At 70.9% G+C, this 19,297-nt stretch carries 19 protein-coding genes; 10 read left to right on the plus strand and 9 right to left on the minus strand.

Annotated elements, in window-relative coordinates; translation table 11 throughout:
- Window positions 1-25: 25 nt before the first annotated feature.
- The 3 genes from LY12_RS13695 (at window position 26) to LY12_RS13705 (ending at window position 2,255) form a co-directional block, all read left to right on the plus strand.
- On the plus strand, window positions 26-655 hold the full coding sequence (locus LY12_RS13695; RefSeq protein WP_253856590.1) for a TetR/AcrR family transcriptional regulator: 630 nt from the start codon (window positions 26-28) through the stop codon (window positions 653-655).
- A gap of 40 nt (window positions 656-695) precedes the next feature.
- Window positions 696-1,394, plus strand: coding sequence for a biliverdin-producing heme oxygenase (locus LY12_RS13700; protein ID WP_253856592.1), 699 nt, complete (start codon window positions 696-698; stop codon window positions 1,392-1,394).
- Between the two features lie 237 nt (window positions 1,395-1,631).
- Window positions 1,632-2,255: a superoxide dismutase gene (locus LY12_RS13705; RefSeq protein WP_253826702.1), complete on the plus strand. Its 624-nt coding sequence runs from the start codon at window positions 1,632-1,634 to the stop codon at window positions 2,253-2,255.
- Window positions 2,256-2,575: 320 nt separating this feature from the next.
- Here the strand turns inward: LY12_RS13705 and LY12_RS13710 are convergent, their stop codons facing one another.
- The 3 genes from LY12_RS13710 to LY12_RS13720 all read right to left on the minus strand — a co-directional run bounded on the left by LY12_RS13710 (window position 2,576) and on the right by LY12_RS13720 (window position 5,973).
- A complete protein-coding gene (locus tag LY12_RS13710) occupies window positions 2,576-3,838 on the minus strand; it encodes an MFS transporter (RefSeq protein WP_372493525.1) in 1,263 nt (420 codons plus the stop codon).
- A gap of 88 nt (window positions 3,839-3,926) precedes the next feature.
- Window positions 3,927-4,385, minus strand: coding sequence for a MarR family winged helix-turn-helix transcriptional regulator (locus LY12_RS13715; RefSeq protein WP_253857375.1), 459 nt, complete (start codon window positions 4,383-4,385; stop codon window positions 3,927-3,929).
- 127 nt (window positions 4,386-4,512) lie between these two features.
- Window positions 4,513-5,973 (minus strand): NCS2 family permease, encoded by a 1,461-nt coding sequence (locus LY12_RS13720; protein WP_253856596.1) that lies wholly within the window; start codon window positions 5,971-5,973, stop codon window positions 4,513-4,515.
- Window positions 5,974-6,019: 46 nt separating this feature from the next.
- On the opposite strand from LY12_RS13720, the gene LY12_RS13725 reads away from it, so the two are divergent.
- Window positions 6,020-6,292 (plus strand): DUF2530 domain-containing protein, encoded by a 273-nt coding sequence (locus LY12_RS13725; RefSeq protein ID WP_253856599.1) that lies wholly within the window; start codon window positions 6,020-6,022, stop codon window positions 6,290-6,292.
- A gap of 349 nt (window positions 6,293-6,641) precedes the next feature.
- Here LY12_RS13725 and LY12_RS13730 read toward each other — a convergent pair whose 3' ends face one another.
- Both LY12_RS13730 and LY12_RS13735 read right to left on the minus strand, forming a co-directional pair.
- Window positions 6,642-9,599 (minus strand): sacsin N-terminal ATP-binding-like domain-containing protein, encoded by a 2,958-nt coding sequence (locus LY12_RS13730; RefSeq protein ID WP_253856602.1) that lies wholly within the window; start codon window positions 9,597-9,599, stop codon window positions 6,642-6,644.
- Window positions 9,596-10,360, minus strand: a complete 765-nt coding sequence (locus LY12_RS13735) for a DUF3027 domain-containing protein (RefSeq protein WP_253856604.1) — start codon at window positions 10,358-10,360, stop codon at window positions 9,596-9,598. The genes LY12_RS13730 and LY12_RS13735 overlap by 4 nt, the downstream gene beginning before the upstream one ends.
- A gap of 108 nt (window positions 10,361-10,468) precedes the next feature.
- Between LY12_RS13735 and LY12_RS13740 the strand changes: the two genes are divergently transcribed.
- From LY12_RS13740 to LY12_RS13750, 3 genes are all read left to right on the plus strand, one after another.
- Window positions 10,469-11,272, plus strand: a complete 804-nt coding sequence (locus LY12_RS13740) for a glutaminyl-peptide cyclotransferase (protein WP_253856606.1) — start codon at window positions 10,469-10,471, stop codon at window positions 11,270-11,272.
- A gap of 357 nt (window positions 11,273-11,629) precedes the next feature.
- Window positions 11,630-13,441: an MFS transporter gene (locus LY12_RS13745; RefSeq protein WP_253856608.1), complete on the plus strand. Its 1,812-nt coding sequence runs from the start codon at window positions 11,630-11,632 to the stop codon at window positions 13,439-13,441.
- Window positions 13,442-13,451: 10 nt separating this feature from the next.
- The gene (locus tag LY12_RS13750; protein WP_253856610.1) at window positions 13,452-13,955 is read left to right on the plus strand and encodes a DUF2771 family protein; all 504 of its coding nucleotides are present in this window, start codon (window positions 13,452-13,454) and stop codon (window positions 13,953-13,955) included.
- 123 nt (window positions 13,956-14,078) lie between these two features.
- Here LY12_RS13750 and LY12_RS13755 read toward each other — a convergent pair whose 3' ends face one another.
- Window positions 14,079-14,465 carry a cold-shock protein gene (locus LY12_RS13755; RefSeq protein WP_183785390.1) on the minus strand — a complete coding sequence of 129 codons (387 nt, stop codon included), beginning with the start codon at window positions 14,463-14,465 and terminating at the stop codon, window positions 14,079-14,081.
- Between the two features lie 165 nt (window positions 14,466-14,630).
- Between LY12_RS13755 and LY12_RS13760 the strand changes: the two genes are divergently transcribed.
- Complete coding sequence (locus LY12_RS13760; protein WP_253856613.1) at window positions 14,631-14,864, plus strand: hypothetical protein; 234 nt, start codon at window positions 14,631-14,633, stop codon at window positions 14,862-14,864.
- Window positions 14,865-14,895: 31 nt separating this feature from the next.
- Here the strand turns inward: LY12_RS13760 and LY12_RS13765 are convergent, their stop codons facing one another.
- Together LY12_RS13765 and LY12_RS13770 are read right to left on the minus strand one after the other, a co-directional pair.
- A complete protein-coding gene (locus LY12_RS13765) occupies window positions 14,896-15,504 on the minus strand; it encodes an HAD family hydrolase (RefSeq protein ID WP_253856621.1) in 609 nt (202 codons plus the stop codon).
- A 221-nt stretch (window positions 15,505-15,725) separates the two neighbouring features.
- On the minus strand, window positions 15,726-17,390 hold the full coding sequence (locus tag LY12_RS13770) for an AMP-binding protein (RefSeq protein WP_253856623.1): 1,665 nt from the start codon (window positions 17,388-17,390) through the stop codon (window positions 15,726-15,728).
- Between the two features lie 163 nt (window positions 17,391-17,553).
- Between LY12_RS13770 and LY12_RS13775 the strand changes: the two genes are divergently transcribed.
- Together LY12_RS13775 and LY12_RS13780 are read left to right on the plus strand one after the other, a co-directional pair.
- Window positions 17,554-18,315 carry a PhzF family phenazine biosynthesis protein gene (locus LY12_RS13775; RefSeq protein WP_253856625.1) on the plus strand — a complete coding sequence of 254 codons (762 nt, stop codon included), beginning with the start codon at window positions 17,554-17,556 and terminating at the stop codon, window positions 18,313-18,315.
- A gap of 110 nt (window positions 18,316-18,425) precedes the next feature.
- Complete coding sequence (locus LY12_RS13780; RefSeq protein WP_253856627.1) at window positions 18,426-18,797, plus strand: YccF domain-containing protein; 372 nt, start codon at window positions 18,426-18,428, stop codon at window positions 18,795-18,797.
- Window positions 18,798-18,810: 13 nt separating this feature from the next.
- On the opposite strand, the gene LY12_RS13785 is transcribed toward LY12_RS13780, so the two are convergent.
- Window positions 18,811-19,287 carry a (2Fe-2S)-binding protein gene (locus tag LY12_RS13785; RefSeq protein ID WP_253856629.1) on the minus strand — a complete coding sequence of 159 codons (477 nt, stop codon included), beginning with the start codon at window positions 19,285-19,287 and terminating at the stop codon, window positions 18,811-18,813.
- Between the last annotated feature and the right edge of the window lie 10 nt (window positions 19,288-19,297).

The raw sequence follows: 19,297 nt of genomic DNA on the forward strand, positions 1-19,297 counted from the left end.
TGGCCCGGCGACGAAAGGCGCGGCGATGCCGAAGATCATCGGAAGCTCGCTGGACGAGCACCGCAGGCAGGTGCGCGAGAAGGTGTTCGACGCCCTCCGGAACCAGCTGTACGAGCGCGGGTTCGAGGCGATCACGCTGTCCGGCGTCGCCGCCGAGGCCGGCGTGGGCCGCACCGCGATCTACAACCACTTCCCCGATCGCGAGCACCTGCTGGTGGCGTTCGTCGAGGACGAGGTGTCCCGTTACGTCACGCGGCTGACCGACGCCGTCGACGCGGTCGACGACCCGGCCGACAAGCTCGCCGTGTTCGCGCGTCTGCAACTGGAGACCCTCGCCGACTACCACCTGCCGCCCGGCGCGACGCTCGCCTCGGCGCTCGAACCGTCGTCGTACCGGCGCATCGCCGCGCACGCCGACCCGATCGGCCGGATGCTCAGCGGGATCCTGGAGGAGGGCATGCGCCGGGGCCGGTGGCCCGAGCAGGACGTCGCGATGCTCGCACCGATGGTCAGCGCGGCGCTCGGTGCCAGGCAGGTCGTCGACGTGCCGCCCGAGGAACTGCCACAGGCGATCGAGCTCGCGGTGGCCTTCGTGTCACGCGCGGTCGGAGTAATTCCGCGCGAAGCATCGCCCGAGGCGCCCGCTCCGGGCTAGGGTCGTTTCTGACACGTTGTCAGAAAGCGCGGGAGGCGTCGTGACCGACCAGGCAGTGCACCCCGGCCAGCCGGAGACCGAGTCGCAGGCGCAGGTGCCGTTCTCGCAAGCCCTGCGGCATTCGACCCGCCAGGTACACGACCGCGCGCACCACTCCCGCTACATGAGCGCCCTGCTGGACGGGCAGTTGACGCTCGAGGGCTACACGCGGCTGGCCGAGCAGTACTACTTCATCTACTCGACCCTCGAGGACGCCGCCGACGCGATGACCGCCGACGAGGTCGGCGCGCCGTTCGTCGTCCCGGAACTGCACCGCACGCAGGCCCTCGTGGTCGACCTGGAACGGCTCGCGGGCCCCGGCTGGCGCGATCGCATCGAGCCCACGCCGGCCACCCGCGCCTACGTCGAACGGCTGCGCGAGGTCGCCTACGACTGGCCGGGCGGGTTCGTCGCGCACCACTACACGCGGTACCTGGGCGATCTGGCGGGCGGCCAGGTGGTCGGCAAGCTGCTGGAGCGCACCTACGGCGTCACCGGCCCCGGCGCCCGGTTCTACGACTTCGCGGCGCTCGGCAGCCCTTCGGCGTTCCGCACCCGGTACCGGGCCCTGCTGGACGCGGCGCCGTGGGACGGGGCCGAGCACGAGCGGATCATGGCCGAGACGCAACGGGCGTTCGAGCTGAACATCGCCGTGCTCGACGACCTGGCCGAGGCCGTGGAGACCCACCGCGCGGCGTGAGCGGCGGGCCGCGGTTTCCGCAGGGATGGCACGGGTCTGGACCGCCTCCCGCGGACGTCGCTCACCGGTTCGAGGGACACGCACCCGGCGTGACCCATCTGACACGTCGTTGACCTCCAGTGAGGTCGAGGGAGCAAGGTCAACTCGCGCCCACCCGGTTAGCAAGCCGCCACGGCGACGACTAGGTTGGCACACGAGACGAACTGCGCAAGCGACCTCAAGGACGAAGGAGGGCTCATGCCCACGTACGAGCTTCCCGACCTCGACTACGACTACGGCGCACTCGAGCCGCACATCTCGGGCGAGATCAACGAGCTGCACCACAGCAAGCACCACCAGACCTACGTCAACGGTGCGAACCAGACGTTGGAGAAGCTCGCCGCCGCGCGGGACGCGAACGACTTCGGCTCGATCGTCGGCCTCGAGACCACGCTCGCGTTCAACCTCGCGGGCCACGCCAACCACGTCGTGTGGTGGAAGATCCTGTCCCCGAACGGTGGCGACAAGCCGACCGGTGAACTGGCGGCCGCGATCGACGACGCGTTCGGCTCGTTCGACAAGTTCAAGGCTCAGTTCACCGCGGTCTGCACCACGATCCAGGGCAACGGCTGGGGCGCGCTCTCCTGGGACCCGATCGGCAAGACGCTGATCACGCAGCAGCTGCGCGACCACCACAACAACCTGGTCCTGCCGACGGTCCCGATCCTGCTGGTCGACGTGTGGGAGCACGCGTTCTACCTGCAGTACAAGAACGTCAAGCCGGACTACGTCAACGCCCTGTGGAACGTCTTCGACTGGGCGGAGATCGGCAAGCGTTTCGAGGACGCCAAGGCCGGCCGCAACGGCCTGCTCCAGGCGTGAGGCGCCGAACCTGACGAGCTCAGTTCGAGAAGCTGCGCGGAGGCCCCGCATCGGATCCGTTCCGGTGCGGGGCCTTCGTCGTCGGCAGGCCCCTGTCGCCCCCGGGGGCACTTTGGTTGCATTGAGCGCAACCAAAGTGCCCCTGGGGGCATCTTGGTCACGGAGCGGCCGGGAGGGCGCGGGAAGGTGCGCAAGTGCGGGCGAGCGTTCGCCGGTACAGTGCCGCATACGGGAACGGGGCCCTGGCCGATTCCAGCGGCCAGGGCCCCGTCCGTTCCCGAACTGACTGCCGCTCCCACCACGAAGCGACAAGTCTGAGGTTAGCCTAACCTCAGCGACTCGCGCAAGTCGCCGCCGCGCGCCTTCGTCAGCACCAGCGCACAGACCGTCGTGGCCAGCATCGCGACCGCGCCACCGATGTAGAACGGCGAACGCCCGCCGAACGTCTCGGCCATCCACCCGGTCAGCAGCCCGCCGATCGGGTTGCCGCCCATCACCATCAGCACGTACAGGCCCATCACCCGTCCACGCATCTGCGGGCTGACCGACGTCTGCACCAACGTGTTGGCGGTGTTGAGGAACGTGATCGTCGCGAGCCCCAGCGGCACCAGCGCCAGACCGAACGCCAGGTAGGTCGGCATGAACGCCGTCGCGAACTCCAGCACGCCGAGCGCCATCGCCGCCCCCAGCAGGAGCCGCATCGTCGGTTTCCGCCTGCTCCCTCGCCGCGCGGACAGCAGAGCACCCGCGAACGTTCCCACGGCCAGCAGCGTCGACAGCATGCCGTAGCCGTCGGCCGCCGTGCCGAACACGTTGCCCGCCACCACGGCCAGCGACGTGAAGAACGTGATGCCGAACGTGCTGACGAACAGCATCAGCAGCATGATCGCCGTCAGGTCCGGCCTGCTGCGCACGTACCGCAGCCCCTCCCGCAGCTGGCCCTTCGCCCGGTCGACGGCGTCCTCGCGATACAGCTCACCGGGGCGCATCGCCGCGATGCCCGCGAGCACGGCGACGGTCGAGACCGCGTTGCCGATGAACAGCCAGCCCTCGCCGACGGCGACGATCGCCAGTCCCGCGATCGCCGGGCCGACGATGCGGGCCATGTTGAAGATCGACGAGTTGAGTGCGACGGCATTCGCCACCTGGTCCTTGCCGACCATCTCCGCGACGAACGACTGCCGCGTCGGCACTTCGAGGGCCGACAACGTGCCGAGGACGAAGCACAGCAGGTAGACGTGCCACAGCTCGACGACCCCGCTCAGCGCGAGCCCGCCGAGCACCGCCGCCTGCACCAACGTGCCCGTCTGGATCAGGAACAGCAGCTTGCGCTTGTCCACCCGGTCGGCCAGCACACCGGCCCACAGCGACAGCAGCAACGTCGGCAGGAACTGCAGGGCCACGGCCACACCCAGCGCCACCGGGTCGTTGCCGCTGAGCGTGAACACCAGCCAGTCCTGGGCGGTGCGCTGCATCCAGGTGCCGATGTTGGACACGACCTGGCCCGAGAAGAACAGGCGGTAGTTGCGCACGCGCAGTGACGCGAACATGCCCGGTGGCGACTTTCGGCGGGATCGCGGAATAGCGTCAGCGGTCGGTCGGGACTGGGTGTCGCTATCCGTGAGTGTCACGCCGGGTTGTCGCCTCCTGGCAGGCGGGCCGCACGCCTCCTCAGCTGTGGCTCGCCATGCGTTCGATGATCGAGGCGGCTCTGGAGAGCACTTCGCGCTCCTCGCCGCTCAGTTCCTGCAACCGTTCGTCCAGCCACGCCTCACGAACCGAGATGCTCTCGTGGACGTAGGCCGTTCCCGACTCCGTGATCGCGACGATGGCCTGCCTGCCATCGGTCGGATGCGGAGCCCGTTCGACATAGCCGACCAGTTCCAGCGCGGCGATGACTCGCGTCATCGACGGCGGTCGCACGCCCTCGTGCGCCGCGAGCCGCCCCGGTGTCATCGCGCCGTGCTTGTGGAGCGTCGACAGCGCGGCCACCTGGGTCAGCGACAGGTCGGTGTCGGTCCGCTGCGCCCGGAGCCTGCGGTTGAGCCGCACCACCGCGAGCCGCAGCCGGCTCGCCAGTGAAGGGTTCTCGGACCGGCCGCCGGGATCCGCTGGAACGGGGGCGGTCAGACCGTCTACAGGCTCGGACACTTGCTTAGTTTAGCTTACGACCTCTTCGACCTGCACAGATGGTGCTGTGGGCGACACCCGAATCGGTGACACCCACAGCACGACGACCGCCTGGGCGGCTGAGCGATCAGGAGAACAACGCCTGGAGCGGCCCGATCCCGAAGTAGACGACGAACGCCACGGCCACGACCCACATCAGCGGGTGCACGTTGCGGGCCTTGCCCGTGGCGGCCTGCAGTACGGCGTAGCTGACGAAGCCTGCGCCGATGCCGTTGGTGATCGAATACGTGAACGGCATGACCACGATCGTCAGGAACGCGGGCAGCGCAACCGTCAGGTCGGAGAAGTCGATGTCGGCGACCTGCCTGATCATCAACGCACCCACGATGACCAGCGCCGGCGCAGCCGCCTCGATGGGGACGATCTCGTAGAGCGGGGTGAAGAACATCGCGACGAGGAACAGTCCGCCCGTGACGAGGTTCGCCAGGCCCGTGCGCGCACCCTCCGCGATACCGGCCGCCGACTCGACATACACCGTGTTCGAGCTGGCCGAACCGGCGCCACCGGCGATCGCGCCGAGCGAGTCCACGAACAGCGCCCTGCTCGTGTTCGGCAGCTTGCCGTCCTTCTCGAGCCCCGCCTGCCTGCCGAGTCCGGTCATGGTGCCGATCGTGTCGAAGAAGTCCGTCAGCACGAGGCTGAACACCAGCAGCGCCGCCGAGATGGCGGGGATCTGCACCCACGCGTCGAAGTTGACGTTGCCCAGCAGCGACAGGTCGGGCACACCGAACACACTGTCCGGCACCGCCGGATAGCCGTACGCCCAGCCCGACGGGTTGTCGGGACCCGAGGGTCCGGCGTTGACGATCGCCTCGACCACCAAGGCCAGGACGGTGCCGAGCACGACGCCGATCAGGATGCCGCCCTTGATGCCGCGCGCCACGAGGACAGCCATGACCAGCAGCGTCACGACGAACACCACGGTCGGCCACGTCGCGATCGAACCGCCCGACCCGAGCTGCACCGGCGTGCCGTCGCCTTGCGTGACGAACCCGGCGTCGACCAGTCCGATCAGGGAGATGAACAGGCCGATGCCGACGGCGATCGCCGCTTTCAGCGCCGCGGGAACGGCCTTGAAGATGATCGTGCGGACCCCCGTGAGCACGAGGACGAGCACGATGAGGCCGTTGACCAGCACGAGGCCCATCGCGGCGCCCCAGCTCATCTGCGGCGCGATCGTGTAGGCGACGAGAGCGTTGATGCCGAGGCCCGCGGCGAGCGCGAACGGGAAGTTCGCGACCAGGCCCATCACGATGGTCATCACACCCGCGACGAGCGCGGTGACCGCCGCGACCTGCGGTACGCCCAGGATGGCGCCCGTCGCGTCGGTCTTCGCCGCCGGATCGTCCGGCGAGAAACTGCCGAGGATCAGCGGGTTCAGCACGATGATGTAGGCCATCGCGACAAAGGTGACGAGGCCACCGCGCACCTCGCGGGACACCGACGAGCCCCGTTCGCTGACCTTGAAGAACCGGTCGAGCCCGCCCTTCGGCCTCTCCCGGTCCTGCTCGGTGCTCTCCTGAGCCATTCGTCACCCACCTCGCATCGAAAACGGCAGCGGTAGCCTGTCCCACGTGGACACACCCGGCAAGACCCGAGGAGTTACGGGACCGTTTCGCCCGGTTCCCGCCCTGCCCAAACCCCTTGTCGGACTGTGGGCACCGGCGATCGTGGGAACGACGGCATGGCTCGTCGCCCTGGTCATCCTGCTCGTCACCGGCGCCGACAGCACGTGGACCTGGACAGCGCTGGCCGGTGTGGGACTCGGGTGCGTCGGCTTCGGCATCATTGCATGGCAGACGACCGCCTCGCGGCACGGCTCCCGCGGCGCTCAGCGCGACCTCTGACGCCGGCGGCCACCGCGACGCGCACCCCGCCCCCGACCACCGGGTGGACCGCCTCCCAGGGCGCACGGATCCGCCGGTCGAGCGGTAGAACACGAGTCGGCAACACCTGATCTAGACCACGGGACAGAACCACTGCCCACTCCGTACGCTGGACAACGGCGGGCCCCGCACACCTCCCCCTCGTTCGGGGCCCGCCCCTCAGTGCGGCCACCCCTCAGTGCGGCCACCCCTCAGTGCGGCCCGCCTCGCCGTGCGGCCCGCCTCGCAGTGCCCCGTGCCGCAGTACGACCCTCGGTTCCCGTGCCCGCGGTGCGACTGCCCGCGGGGTCAACTGCCCTTGCGGCGGCCCTCAGCCGAGCAGTGTCCGCGGATCCGGGTCGTCGAGCAGGGCGGCGATCTCCCACCGGCGTGGCCACAGCCCGGCTGCCCAGGCGAAAGCCCTGGCCAGCCCGTCGGACGTGTCCGTCGCGTGCAGCACCTCGGTGTCGTGCGGGCCGGGACGGCACCACCACGGAACGGCGACGTCGTGCTCGCCGACGTCGGCACCGGCGACCGTGAGGTGGTCGTGCACGACGACGCCGCCGTCGGGCAGCGCGGCGCCCAGCAGCTCGGCGACCTCGACGACCGCGGGCAGGTCCGGCCACGCCGCGAACTCACCCGCACTGCTCACGTCGGCGTCGATCACCTCGGTGGCGAGCGGCAGGTCGAAGGCGTCGGCGAGCTCGGACACCGGGGCGCCGCCGGGCGTGCCCACGTCGGAGCCGCCGCCGGTGCCGGGACGGCAGGCCGGGTCGGTTCCGGCGGCCGCGCACGCCGCGAACCGGGTGGGTGGAACCGCACCGAGCAGCCAGGGGCCGTCGAGGACCGCGACGTCGTCGGCATCGGTGACCGTGCCGTCGAGCGTGCGGACCCGGTCGGGAGGATCGGGCGCACCCGTTGCCGTTGCCGTCCGCCGGTACTCGCCCACCAGGCGGTGCACGCGCAGCGTCAGCCCCAGCGGGACGGACCGCTCGGGATCGGCCAGCCGGTCGCACAGGTCCTCGACGTCGTCGGAGTCCACAGTGGAGACATCCGGGAGCCCGCCGCGGACGCCGACGGCGGCGAGCTGGTCCGGAGACAGGCCGACGTCCGGCACCGGGTCGAACAGTCCGGTGAGATCGTGGGCGGCTGGCATCCGCCATTCCATCGGGGCGCGCCCGCCGAGCAGCGCGAACCGCGCCAGCCACCACGGCGCGTGCCCGCCGCGCTCGGTCAGTGCACGCCAGGTCTCCGGCCGCTGCGCCAGCAGCCGGACCGCCGCGGGCCACGCGTCGTCGGCGACGAGGTCGAGGTCCCGCACCGCGTACACCCGCGCCGGCGTCTCCGCGTCCCACCAGGCGGCCTCGTCGGGCAGTTCGTGGTCGGCGCCTGCCGGTTCGTCGTCGACGACGAGCGCGAACGAGTCGAGCACGCCGAGTGCGGTGAGCGCGGTCCGGTCGTTCGACTCGGCGAAGGTCTCGTCGAGCACGTCGAGCGCGCCGTCCACACCCACGGCTTCCCGGTCGAACACGTCGAGCACCGGAGCGCCCGGCAGCACCAGTTCGTCGGCCCTGCGCCAGCCGGACCGGGCGGGCAGCGCGAGGGCTGCCAGTCCGGCCGCGTCGCCGTGACCGGAGAGCCGCAGCACCACATCGACGAGCGGGCGGACGTCCACACCGGACACGGCGTCCTCGACGCTGCGTTCCACCGCCTCCCGCAACGCCGGGGCAGCGAGCAACTCCGCAGGGCCCGCTCGGTCGGAGCCGAGGCGTTCGAGCAGCGGATGCGCCGCGTCGGGGTGCACCAGGTGCAGCCCGACGACGTCGAGTTCGCCGAGCCGCGGCAGACCGGACTCCGTCAGCGCGGGATCCGGCAACAGCGCGCCGCGCGGCCCGGGGACGGTACGGCCGTCGGCGAGCGGGACCGGCAGTGCGCCCAGCTCGGCGGGGTCGACCTCGCGCCGCTCGACGGCGGCCAGCAACGCGTCGTAGAGCCCGTGCCACCAGGCAGGAGTCCGCTCGACCCCGGTCAGTGCCTCGACGGTCTCCGCGACGCCGATCGCGCGCGCACCCACCGTTTCGAGCAGCCGGGCCGCGCCGGGCCCGCACGCGGCGGCCAGACCCGGAACCACGTCGGCGAGCAGCGCGACCAGTTCCGGCGCGTCCACCGGCAGCACCCGCGCCCGCCCGCCCGCGACGTCACCACCGGCCGCGGCCGGTAACCAATCCTGTTCGGACAGTTCCGAGAGCACGAGGTCGCGAAGCTCGGCGTCCACTTCGGACAGCGGGAAGCGCACGGCGGGCACGGCCGCCGGCCGGTGCACGGCCACCAGGCGGCGTGCCAATCCCGGATAGATCCGAGCCGCCACGGCCAGCACCGGCCGGGCCTGCTCAGCGGTCAGCACGCGCCTGCGCGACGGCTCGACCGGCACCGGCGCGAACAACCGCGCGGGCAGCGACAGCCGCTCGTCCGTCGGCGTCGGCGTGTGCAGCACGTCCTCGGTGCGCGGCATCGGCGTCTCCCCGTCGCTGCCGTCGACCGGCAGCGCCCACACCACGCCGTCCGCCGCGTGCGTCAACCACCGGGCCGTCGTCTCCGGGGTCGACAGCGTGACGACGCCGCCTCCCGAGTCCGCCCCGGCCGCCGATCGCGTCCACGTGCGGCCGTCGACGTCCACGCGCGCCAGCCACGGCAACGCCAGCAGCAGATCCGGCACCTCGGCGGCGATCGTGGCCAGCAGGTCGCCTGCGGGCACGGTCAGCGGCAACCGCACCTCGGTGTCGAATCCGTCGGGGACGGGAGGTTCCTCGTCACCGGGTGGCCACGGCAGCCGCAGCACCGGCACATCACCGGCACCCGCCTCGGCTTTCGTGCGCCGCTCGGAGAACACCACGCCACCGGTACGCGACACGATGCGCGGTTCCGACGTCACCGCCAGCACCGCGGCGAAACCGACTCCGAACCGGCCGACCGTGCCCTCCGGTTTGGCCGAGGCCCGCAGCGACGCCAGCGCGGCCACGCCCGCCTCGTCGAGCGGGGCGCCGGTGTTGGCCACGCGCAGTTCGCCGCCTGTCACCGTCACGCGCAGGTGGCCCTGCCGCCCCGCCAGCGCGGCGGCGTCCGCGGCGTTCTGGGCGAGTTCGACCAGCAGCCGGTCGCGATACCCGCCGGCGCGCAGGTCCCGTTCGGCGTTGGTGTCCTCCGTCAGCCTGGTCGGCGAGTCCCGCCACGCGCGCAGGACGGCGGCACGGAGCCCGTCCAGACCGAACGCGTCAGGCAGGCCACTCACCCGCTCGCAGGCTCGGAGTCGAGCAGCGAATCGTCGTAGACCAGCTCGGCGACCGGCACCGACGGCGTCGTCTCGACCTTGACCTCCGAGTGCGCGCCGCAGCCGTACTCGGCGTGCACGACGTGCCCGTCGGCGGGCGCGTACTCGTTGCCGCACACTCCGAACGCCGCCTTCAGCGACCCGCCCAGTTGCAGATAGAACCCGCAGGTGCCGCACGTCGCGGGTGCACTGCGCGCCATGTCCGCGCGCGGTCCGTACTCGCCGCCCTTCCAGCGCCTCGCCGAGTCCTCGCGGCCCTCGCGCGACATCACGCGCGCCCTGCCGAGACCCAGCTCGTGAGCGGTCTCGGTCACCTCGGGGTCGTCGACGTCCAGGTAGGCGGGCACGAGCCGGTCGTCTCCGGGTTCCGGCGGGAAGAGATCGCCCACTCCGAGGTCGCCGGGCCGCACCCGGCGTTCCCACGGCACCCAGCTCGGCGCGACCAGCGCGTCCGGTCCCGGCCGCAGCACCACCTCGCTGATCGTCACGGGCGAGTCGGCGCCCGTCGCCGCGACCGTCACCGACCAGCGCCAGCCGCGATACCCGGCCACGATCGCGTCGAAGAGGTGGCTGACGGACACGGCGTCCTCGTGCTCGACACCGGCGTGCGCGCCCACGTGCTCCTCGCCCGCGTCGAGGACGGCCGCCTCGCGCGCCGTCTCCACCGCGTCGACCAGCTTCTGCCGGTTCGCACCGTCGTCGAGGGTGACAGGCAACGTCATGGTCGCCATTGTGCCGCACCGGCCGTCCCCCGCTGGGGCGGCCGCCGAAACGGCGAGCCCGGCCACGCGCCCGGACCCTGCCGGCGCACCTGTGCGAGGCTCGACGACGTGAAACGCGCGTCGACCCTTCTCGCCGCCGCGGCCGCCGTCGCCGCGTGCGCCCCCGGCACCGCCGACCGGGCCGGAGACGGCGCGCAGGCGAGCTCGGGGCAGGGCGTCGAGCAACTGCGTGTGCAGGTCGAGCGGGAACTGCCGCACGACGAGACGGCCTTCACCCAGGGCCTCGAGTTCGCGGGCGAGACGCTCTACGAGGGCACCGGGCGCAACGGTGAGTCGAAGCTGACGGCGGGCCCGGCGGGCCGGCCGCCGGAGCGCAGCGTGGACCTGCCCGACGAGTTCTTCGGCGAAGGCATCACCGTCACCGGCTCCAGGGTGTGGCAGCTCACGTGGACCAGCGGCGTCGCGATCGAACGTGACGCGGACACGCTGGCCGAACGACGCCGCGTGTCCTACGACGGCGAAGGCTGGGGCCTGTGCGACCAGGAGGACCGGCTCGTCATGAGCGACGGTTCGGCGACGTTGACGTTCCGCGATCCCGAGACGTTCGCAGCGCAGGGCTCGGTCGAGGTCACCGAGGCGGGCAGCCCGGTCGAGGGCCTCAACGAGCTCGAGTGCGCAGGCGGTGACGTCTACGCCAACGTGTGGCAAACCGAGGACATCGTCCGCATCGACCCCGGCGACGGGCGCGTGACCGCCCGCATCGACGCCTCCGGACTGCTCGAAGAGGGCGAGGTCACCTCCCCCGAGGCGGTGCTCAACGGCATCGCCGCCTATCCGGGGTCGGACCGCTTTTTGATCACCGGCAAGCTGTGGCCGAAAATGTTCAGGGTGACGTTCGTTCCGGCGAACTGAACCGCCGACGGGCAAGCTGCCCGTGAACGGAACGAGCCGAGTCAACCATCACCCGGACGGGTCGGCGACGAGTACGGCAGGATTGAGCGCATGGGGTCGAACAAGCGGGGCAAGCGGAGGTGGACACCCGAACCGGGTGCACAGCAACCGCCCGCCGACAACACCCCTCCGAAGAATCCGACCCGGCCCGGTCAGCCGCCCCTCCCGCAGGGTCCTGACCAGCGGGGTCCCGAGCGGCGAGGTCCCGACCGGCCGGCTGCCGCTCCGCAGGAACGGCGGGACGGGACCCACCCGGCTCCCCCGCACTCGCCGCACCCGGGCCCGCAGCCGCCCCGGCGGCCGCCGGAGCCACCCGACGTGACGGCCGACAACGCCCCGACCGGCGCGATCCCCACTCCGCCGCGCGGCTCACGGCCGTATCCACCGCGGCCGTGGGATCACCCGCCGCAGCCGCCGAGCGGCCGCAACGACTTCGGCGACTACTACGACACCGGCGGCTACCCGCCTGGTCCGGGCGACGGCCCCGCACCGGAGCGCCCCGGCGGCCACCCGGAGCAGGCCGGAGGGCCGCAGGGACCGCAGCGTCCCCCTGAGGACGCCGAGCACGGGTTCGACGCCGGCCAGAAGACGCCGCGGAAACTGACCGTCACCCGCGTGGCGGCCCTGCGCAGCAGGGAGCTGTCCGGCAAGGCCGTCGGAGCGTTCCAGCGGGCGGCGAAGGCCGACGGCGCGGAGAAGTCCGGGCTGACCTCGCTGACGTACGCGGTGATGCTGAACTACGCCAGTGACGCGGCGATGGCGGTCGCGCTGGCCAACACGCTCTTCTTCGCGGCGAGCAGCGGTGAGAGCCGAGGCAAGGTCGCGCTCTACCTGCTGATCACGATCGCACCGTTCGCGCTGGTCGCGCCCGTGATCGGCCCTGCGCTCGACCGCATCCAGCGCGGTCGCAGACTCGCCATGTGCCTCGCCAGCGCGGGCCAGCTGCTCATGTGCGTGCTGATGGCGCTGAACTTCGACAGCTGGATCCTCTACCCCGCGGCGCTGGGGAAGATGGTGCTGTCGAAATCGTTCATGGTGCTCAAGGCGGCGGTGACGCCACGCGTGCTGCCACCGGAGATCACTCTGTCCAAAACCAACGCGCGGTTGACCGTCTTCGGCCTCGCCGCTGGCGGCGCGTTCGGCGCGGTGGCCGCCGGACTGAACTCGCTGTTCGGTTCGTCGGCCGCGCTCTGGTACACGGCCGTCATCTGCGGGCTCGGCGCGTTCCAGGCGATGCGGATCCCGTCGTGGGTCGAGGTCACCGAGGGTGAGGTCCCCGCCTCACTGACCGACCACCACCAGACCGGCGCCGACGCCAGACAGGCCAGGCCGAAACGCACCCCCATGAGCCACCACACCACGGTGGCTCTCTGGGGCAACGGCTCCATCCGCCTGCTCACCGGGTTCCTCATGATGTTCGCGGCCTTCGCGGTCAAGGAACAGACCGAGGCCGGCGACTACAGCCCGTTCACGCAGCTGATCATGCTCGGAGTGATCGGCGCCGCGGCGGGCGCGGGCGGGTTCATCGGCAACGCCATCGGCTCGCGGATGCACTTCGGCAAGCCCGACCAGGTCATCCTCGTGTGCGTGGCCTCGGCGCTGGCCTCCACGGTCATCGCCGCCGTCGTCTCCGGCCTTACCACCGCAGCGATCGTCGGACTCGCGGGCGCCACCGCCAGTGCCCTGGCGAAGAACTCCCTCGACGCGGTCATCCAGCAGGACATGCCCGAGGAGTCGCGGGCGTCGGCGTTCGGCCGGTCGGAGACCGTGCTGCAGCTCGCGTGGGTCTTCGGCGGCGCCGTCGGCCTGCTGCTGCCGCCGACGTACTGGATCGGCTTCCTCGTCGTGTCGCTGCTGCTCGCGCTGGGCCTGACGCAGACGTGGCTCGCCCGCGCGGGCAAGTCGATGCTGCCGAACCTCGGCGGGAAGCTGCAAGCCGTGGCCAGCAGGTCCTCGCGCAAACCGGCGGCCGGATCGGCCACGTCGTCGTACGGCACCTCACGGGGCCGGGCCAGGCCGCACGGTCCCGCGAGCGGATCCCGGGGCGGTCCCGCGGGCGGCGGCCCGCCCGGCGGCGCGGGCGACCCCGCCGGAGGACCCTCGGCCGCCGAGCCCGCCCGCGAGCCGTAACCTGAGCAGCATGCGACGAGCGGTAGGAGCCTTGCTGGGCTGCGCGGCGTTGTTCGTGACGGGCTGCTCGGCGGCACCCGACCCGGAGGTCACCTTCTACGCCGACGGTGACACGACCGTCGCCGCTCCCCTCATCTACTGCGACGAGGTCCTCAAGGAGTGCGGCGACGAGAACACCCCGGTCGACCTCGACGTCCGGCCCGGCATGCCCGTTCAGGTGTCGGTGCCCGGCAGCGTCGCCGACACCCCGTGGGTGATCATCGTCCAGTACCTCAACGCCGAGACCGGCAAGGAGACCGTTCGGCAGCAGGCGTTCACGGACGGCTCGCGGCACGCCTACACCGCCACCCCGCCGACCCCGCAGGACCGGGTGGCGGTCGTCGAGGTGCAGCAGATCGGTGCCGCCTACGGTGTCGACGCGCAGGGCAACCCCATCGTCGACGAGAACGGCCAGCCGCAGCTCGTCACCCGCGGCATCTGGTCGCTGCAGAACTCCGCCTCCGCCGGCTCCTGACGGGCGGGCCCACCGGAGGACCGTGCGCCCACGACCGGCCCCGCCGACGACACGACCCCGGCGACGGCTCCGCGTCACCGGGGTCGCTGCCCTCACGAGGCGAGCGCCGTCAGGGGTCGGTCATCAGGGGTCGAGGTCGCGGGCGACGGCCCGCATGACCTCGGCGATCTTCTTGGTCTTCTTCCGCTCCGGATACCTGCCGCGGCGCAGCTCCGGCTGCACCGTGGCCTCCAGGAGCTTGATCATGTCGTCGACCATGCCGTGCAGCTCCTCGGCGGGCCGGCGGCGCGCCTCGGCGACCGAGGGCGGCGCGTCCAGCAGCCGGATCGACAGCGCCTGCGGACCGCGGCGGCCGTCGGCCACCCCGAACTCCAGCCGCTGACCGGATTTGAGGGATTCCACACCCTGCGGCAACGCGGCCTTCCGAATAAAGACGTCCTCGCCACCGTCCTGCGTGACGAAGCCGAACCCCTTATCCGCGTCGTACCACTTGACCTTGCCGGTCGGCACTTCCCTCACCGTTCCTTCGCTGCTCTGACCGCGGTGCGGACCGCTGCGCCCGTCCCGCATGACGAACGCGCCCCAGGTCTGCGTACCCAGGACGCGCGTGTCGTCAAGCTTATCTCGCCACACACGGTGCGTTCCAGGACATTGCAGGCTCTACTATGAGCACTCATGACGACCAGCACCTCGGACGAGCAGGCGACCCACCCCGGCAAGCCCCTGCTGATGCGTCTCGGCGTCGGCCTGTTCGCCGTCGGCATGCTTGCCGTGATCGTCGTGTTCGTCCTGTTCGCAGCCGGGATGGAGGACCTTCCGGTGTGGCTGTCGGTCGCCGCCGGCGTCGTCACGCCGCTCGGCCTCGGACTCGGCCTGATCGCCCTCGTCCGCGAACACAAGGGATCCTGACACCCGACTCCGGCGGCCGGCGCGAAGCCGGTCAGGCGAACGTGCCGTGCAGCCAGCCGGGCAGCTCCGTCAGCGAACCGAGGACCACCTCGGCCCCCGCCTCGACGAGTTCGTCACGGGAGCAGGGCCCGGTCAGCACGCCCACCGCGACCGCACCGGCCGCCCTCGCACCGTGCATGTCGCCGATGTGGTCCCCGACGTAGACCGTCGCGCCGTGTTCGATCAGCGCCTCGGCCTTGCCCGTGGACCACAGGTCCCCGACGAGCCGGTCGACCGGCAGGTCCAGCGACTTGACGTGCAGGTCGGCGTTCGGCCCGTACTTGCCCGTGACCACCAGGGTCGTCGCCCCCAGCTCGCGGACCGCCCTGAGCGATTCCGTCGCGCCGGGCAGCGCCACCGTGCGCGGGATCACGATGTCGGGGTAGTTGGTGCGGAACTGCGTGATCAGGTCCGGGATCCGGTCCTCGGGCGCACCGAACCCGCGCAACGACTGGTCGAGCGGCGGCCCGAGGTGAGCCGCGAAATGTTCCCCGTCCAGCGGCAGGTCGTTGTCCTCACCGAGCCGGTTCATCGCCGCGACCATCCCCGGCCGCGGATCGATCAACGTCATGTCCAGGTCGAATCCCACGCATGTCAGCACCCGGACCACGGTAATCGCCCTCGCACCGCCGCCACGCGCCGTGTTGCAGGTCCCAGGGCCCGTGGTGCGGATTCCGGGGCCCGTGTCGCAGTTCCCGGGGCGCGTGTTGCAGGTCCGGGGAACCGTGTTGCAGGTCCCGGTGCCGCGTTGCCAGCCCCGCTCCGAGGCGCGGCTCCACCCCGGAGCCGGCCCGGGCCCGCAGCGACCCGGGCCTGCGGCGATCAGGCGTGCTCGGACCCCGCGAGGTCCTTCAGCCCCAGCAACTCGACCGCCTGCTGCCGCATCTCGACCTTGCGCACCTTGCCGGTGACGGTCATCGGGAAGTCGTCCACCACCTGGACGTAGCGGGGGATCTTGTAGTGCGCCAGCTTGCCCTGGCAGAACTCCCGCAACGTCTCGGCCGTCAACGGTTCGGTGCCTTCACGCATGCGCACCCACGCCATGAGCTCCTCACCGTACTTGGCGTCCGGCACTCCGATCACCTGTGCGTCGAGCACGTCCGGGTGGGTGTAGAGGAACTCCTCGATCTCGCGCGGGTAGATGTTCTCGCCGCCCCGGATGACCATGTCCTTGATGCGCCCGGTGATGTTGACGTAGCCGGACTCGTCCATCACGGCCAGGTCGCCGGTGTGCATCCAGCGCGCCGCATCGATGGCCTCAGCGGTCTTGTCCGGCTGGTTCCAGTAGCCGAGCATCACCGAGTAGCCACGGGTGCACAGCTCGCCCGGTTCGCCGCGCGCCGCGGTCAGCCCGGTGGCCGGGTCGATCACCTTCACCTCCAGGTGCGGACCGACTCTGCCCACAGTGGACACCCGGCGTTCGATCGTGTCGTCGGCGCGCGTCTGCGTGGAGACCGGCGAGGTCTCGGTCATGCCGTAGCAGATCGACACCTCTGCCATGCCCATCCGCTCGATGACCTGCTTCATGACCTCGACCGGACACGGCGAGCCCGCCATGATGCCGGTGCGCAGCGTGCCGAGGTCGTAGTCGTCGAAACCGTCCTCGGCGAGTTCGGCGATGAACATCGTCGGTACGCCGTAGAGCGAGGTGCACCGCTCGGTCTGCACGGCCTGGAGCGCCGACTTCGGGTCGAACCCCGGCGCCGGGATCACCATGCACGCCCCGTGACTCGTGGCCGCCAGATTTCCCATCACCATGCCGAAGCAGTGGTAGAACGGCACCGGAATACAGATCCGATCCCGCTCCGTGTAGTTGCACAGTTCACCGACGAAGAATCCGTTGTTGAGGATGTTGTGATGCGACAGCGTCGCTCCCTTCGGGAATCCCGTCGTGCCCGAGGTGTACTGGATGTTGATCGGGTCATCGGCGGACAGGTTCCGCGAGGCCGCCGCCAGCTTCTCGGCATCTCCGTCCGATTCGAACAGATCTGTCCACTCCGGACTGCCGAGCAGCACGACGTCGGACAGCGATTCACAACGGGGGCGCACCTCGTCGATCATCGCGGCGTAGTCGGAGGTCTTGAAACTCGCCGCCGCGACGAGCATCCGGATGCCCGACTGGTTCAGCACGTACTCCAGTTCGTGCGCACGGTAGGCCGGATTGATGTTGACCAGGATCGCACCGATCTTGGCCGTCGCGTACTGCGTCAACGTCCATTCCGGACAGTTCGGTGCCCAGATGCCGACCCGGTCGCCCTTCGACACTCCACGCACGAGCAACCCCGACGCCAGCGCATCGACGTCGGCCTGCAGCTCGCGATAGCTCCACCGGCGCCCGGACGGCAGGTCCACCAGGGCGTCGCGGTCGCCGAAGGCCGCCACCGTCCGGTCGAAGTTGTCGCCGATCGTGTCACCGAGCAACGGCACGTCCGAGGTCCCGGACGCGTAGCTGGGCAGAGCGGGGCTGGAGACGGCTGGCGAAGTCATGGTGTGCTCCTCGGGCGTCAGCATTGACGTTTCCGCCGGTCAGTCTAGGGACCGCGCAGACGGCGGGCCACAGCTCAGCAGGGCCGTGACTCGACCTCGGGCGGCCACAACTCACCGGGACGCTGCGGGACCGGCTCCGCGCATCCGGTTCTAGGGTGAGGCCATGCAGCTCTACGTCGTCGACGCGTTCACCGACACTCCCTTCCGCGGGAACCCCGCCGCCGTCGTGCTACTCGACGAGCCCGCAGGCGAACGCTGGATGCAGGACGTCGCGGCGGAGATGAAGCACGCGGAGACGGCGTTCGTCGTCACCACCCGCGAGCCGAAACCGCTGCGCTGGTTCACGCCGACGACCGAGGTGCCGTTGTGCGGCCACGCCACCCTCGCCGCGGCCCACGTCCTCGGCGACTCGCAGACGTTCACCACCGCCTCCGGCGAGTTGCGGTGCACTCGGTCCGACTCGGGCATCGACATGCGGTTTCCCGCCGACCCTCCCTTCGAACACCCCGACCTCGACGTCTCACGCGCACTGCCGTCGGTGCCCGTGACCGACGTCCGCCGCAGCGCCGGGTTCCTGCTGGTCGTCAGCGACGACACCGCCGCAGTGCGCGCCTGCGAACCCGACCTCGACGCGCTGACCCGGCTGCATCCGCACTCGGTGATCGTCACCGCACCCTCCGACACCGACGGCGTCGACTTCGTCAGCCGCATGTTCGCTCCGGCCATCGGCATCCCGGAGGACCCGGTGACGGGATCGGCCCACTGCGTGCTCGCCCCGTACTGGGCGGAGCACCTCGGCCGCGGCGACCTCACCGGCGAGCAGGCCTCCGCACGCGGCGGTCTCGTGCGCACCCGGCTCGACGGCCACGAGGTCGTGCTGTCCGGCACGGCCGTCACGATCGCCTGCGGCACGCTGGCCGTCTGACCGCGGACGCCCACGGCACGACGGCTGTCCTCGCCACGGCGCCGCACCGCGGCGAGGACAGCCTCCCCACCCGGTGGCCACGAGCGGGGCGGTTCCGGAAGACTGGCGGCGTGACCGTACTGCTCAACGTGATCTGGTTCGTCCTCGCGGGTTTCTGGCTCGCGCTCGGCTATCTGGTCGCGGGAATCGTGTGCTGCATCCTGGTCGTGACGATCCCCTTCGGGCTCGCGTCGCTGCGCATCGCCCGGTACGCGCTGTGGCCGTTCGGCCGCACCGTCACCGAACGCCGGGACGCGGGCCTGCCCTCGCTGCTCGGCAACGTGTTGTGGCTGCTGCTCGCCGGCTGGTGGATCGCGCTCTGCCACCTCGTGACCGGGCTGCTGTTGTGCATCACGATCATCGGCATCCCGCTGGGTGTCGCGAACATCAAACTCGTTCCCGTGGCGCTGGTCCCGCTGGGCAGGGAGATCGTGCCGACCTAACGGGCGGCCCACCTCACATCCGCGTGGCACCGTCCTTGATGGCCTCGCGGATCCTGAAGTACGTGCCACAGCGGCACACGTTCCGGATGCCCTCGATGTCCGCGTCGCTGAGCTCACGCCCCTCGTCGCGGGCCTTTCTGACCGTGGCGACCGCGGCCATGATCTGGCCGGGCTGACAGTAACCGCACTGCACGACGTCGTGATCCAGCCACGCCTCCTGCATGGGGTGCAGGTCCGATTCGACCGTGTCGGCCAGCCCCTCGATCGTGGTGATCTCGTCGTCGGGCTCGACGTCGGCGACCTGTACCGAGCACGGGTTGAACGCCTTGCCGTTGATGTGGCTGGTACATGCCTTGCAGACGTTGATGCCGCAGCCGTACTTGGGCCCGGTGACGCCGAGCAGATCGCGGATCACCCAGAGCAGGCGGACATTGTCCTCGGTGTCGACGGTCACTTGCTTCCCGTTGAGCGTGAAGGTGTGTTCGGGCAACGTTGCCTCC

Origin of the sequence: Prauserella alba (assembly GCF_024171735.1) — a bacterium.
Lineage (GTDB): Bacteria > Actinomycetota > Actinomycetes > Mycobacteriales > Pseudonocardiaceae > Prauserella > Prauserella alba.

Coding starts and splice junctions, on each gene's coding strand:
- LY12_RS13750 (WP_253856610.1), top strand. CDS start 13,452: ATGCGACGAGCGGTAGGAGCCTTGCTGGGCTGCGCGGCGTTGTTCGTG.
- LY12_RS13695 (WP_253856590.1), top strand. CDS start 26: ATGCCGAAGATCATCGGAAGCTCGCTGGACGAGCACCGCAGGCAGGTG.
- LY12_RS13705 (WP_253826702.1), top strand. CDS start 1,632: ATGCCCACGTACGAGCTTCCCGACCTCGACTACGACTACGGCGCACTC.
- LY12_RS13735 (WP_253856604.1), bottom strand. CDS start 10,360: ATGACGTTGCCTGTCACCCTCGACGACGGTGCGAACCGGCAGAAGCTG.
- LY12_RS13770 (WP_253856623.1), bottom strand. CDS start 17,390: ATGACTTCGCCAGCCGTCTCCAGCCCCGCTCTGCCCAGCTACGCGTCC.
- LY12_RS13760 (WP_253856613.1), top strand. CDS start 14,631: ATGACGACCAGCACCTCGGACGAGCAGGCGACCCACCCCGGCAAGCCC.
- LY12_RS13720 (WP_253856596.1), bottom strand. CDS start 5,973: ATGGCTCAGGAGAGCACCGAGCAGGACCGGGAGAGGCCGAAGGGCGGG.
- LY12_RS13775 (WP_253856625.1), top strand. CDS start 17,554: ATGCAGCTCTACGTCGTCGACGCGTTCACCGACACTCCCTTCCGCGGG.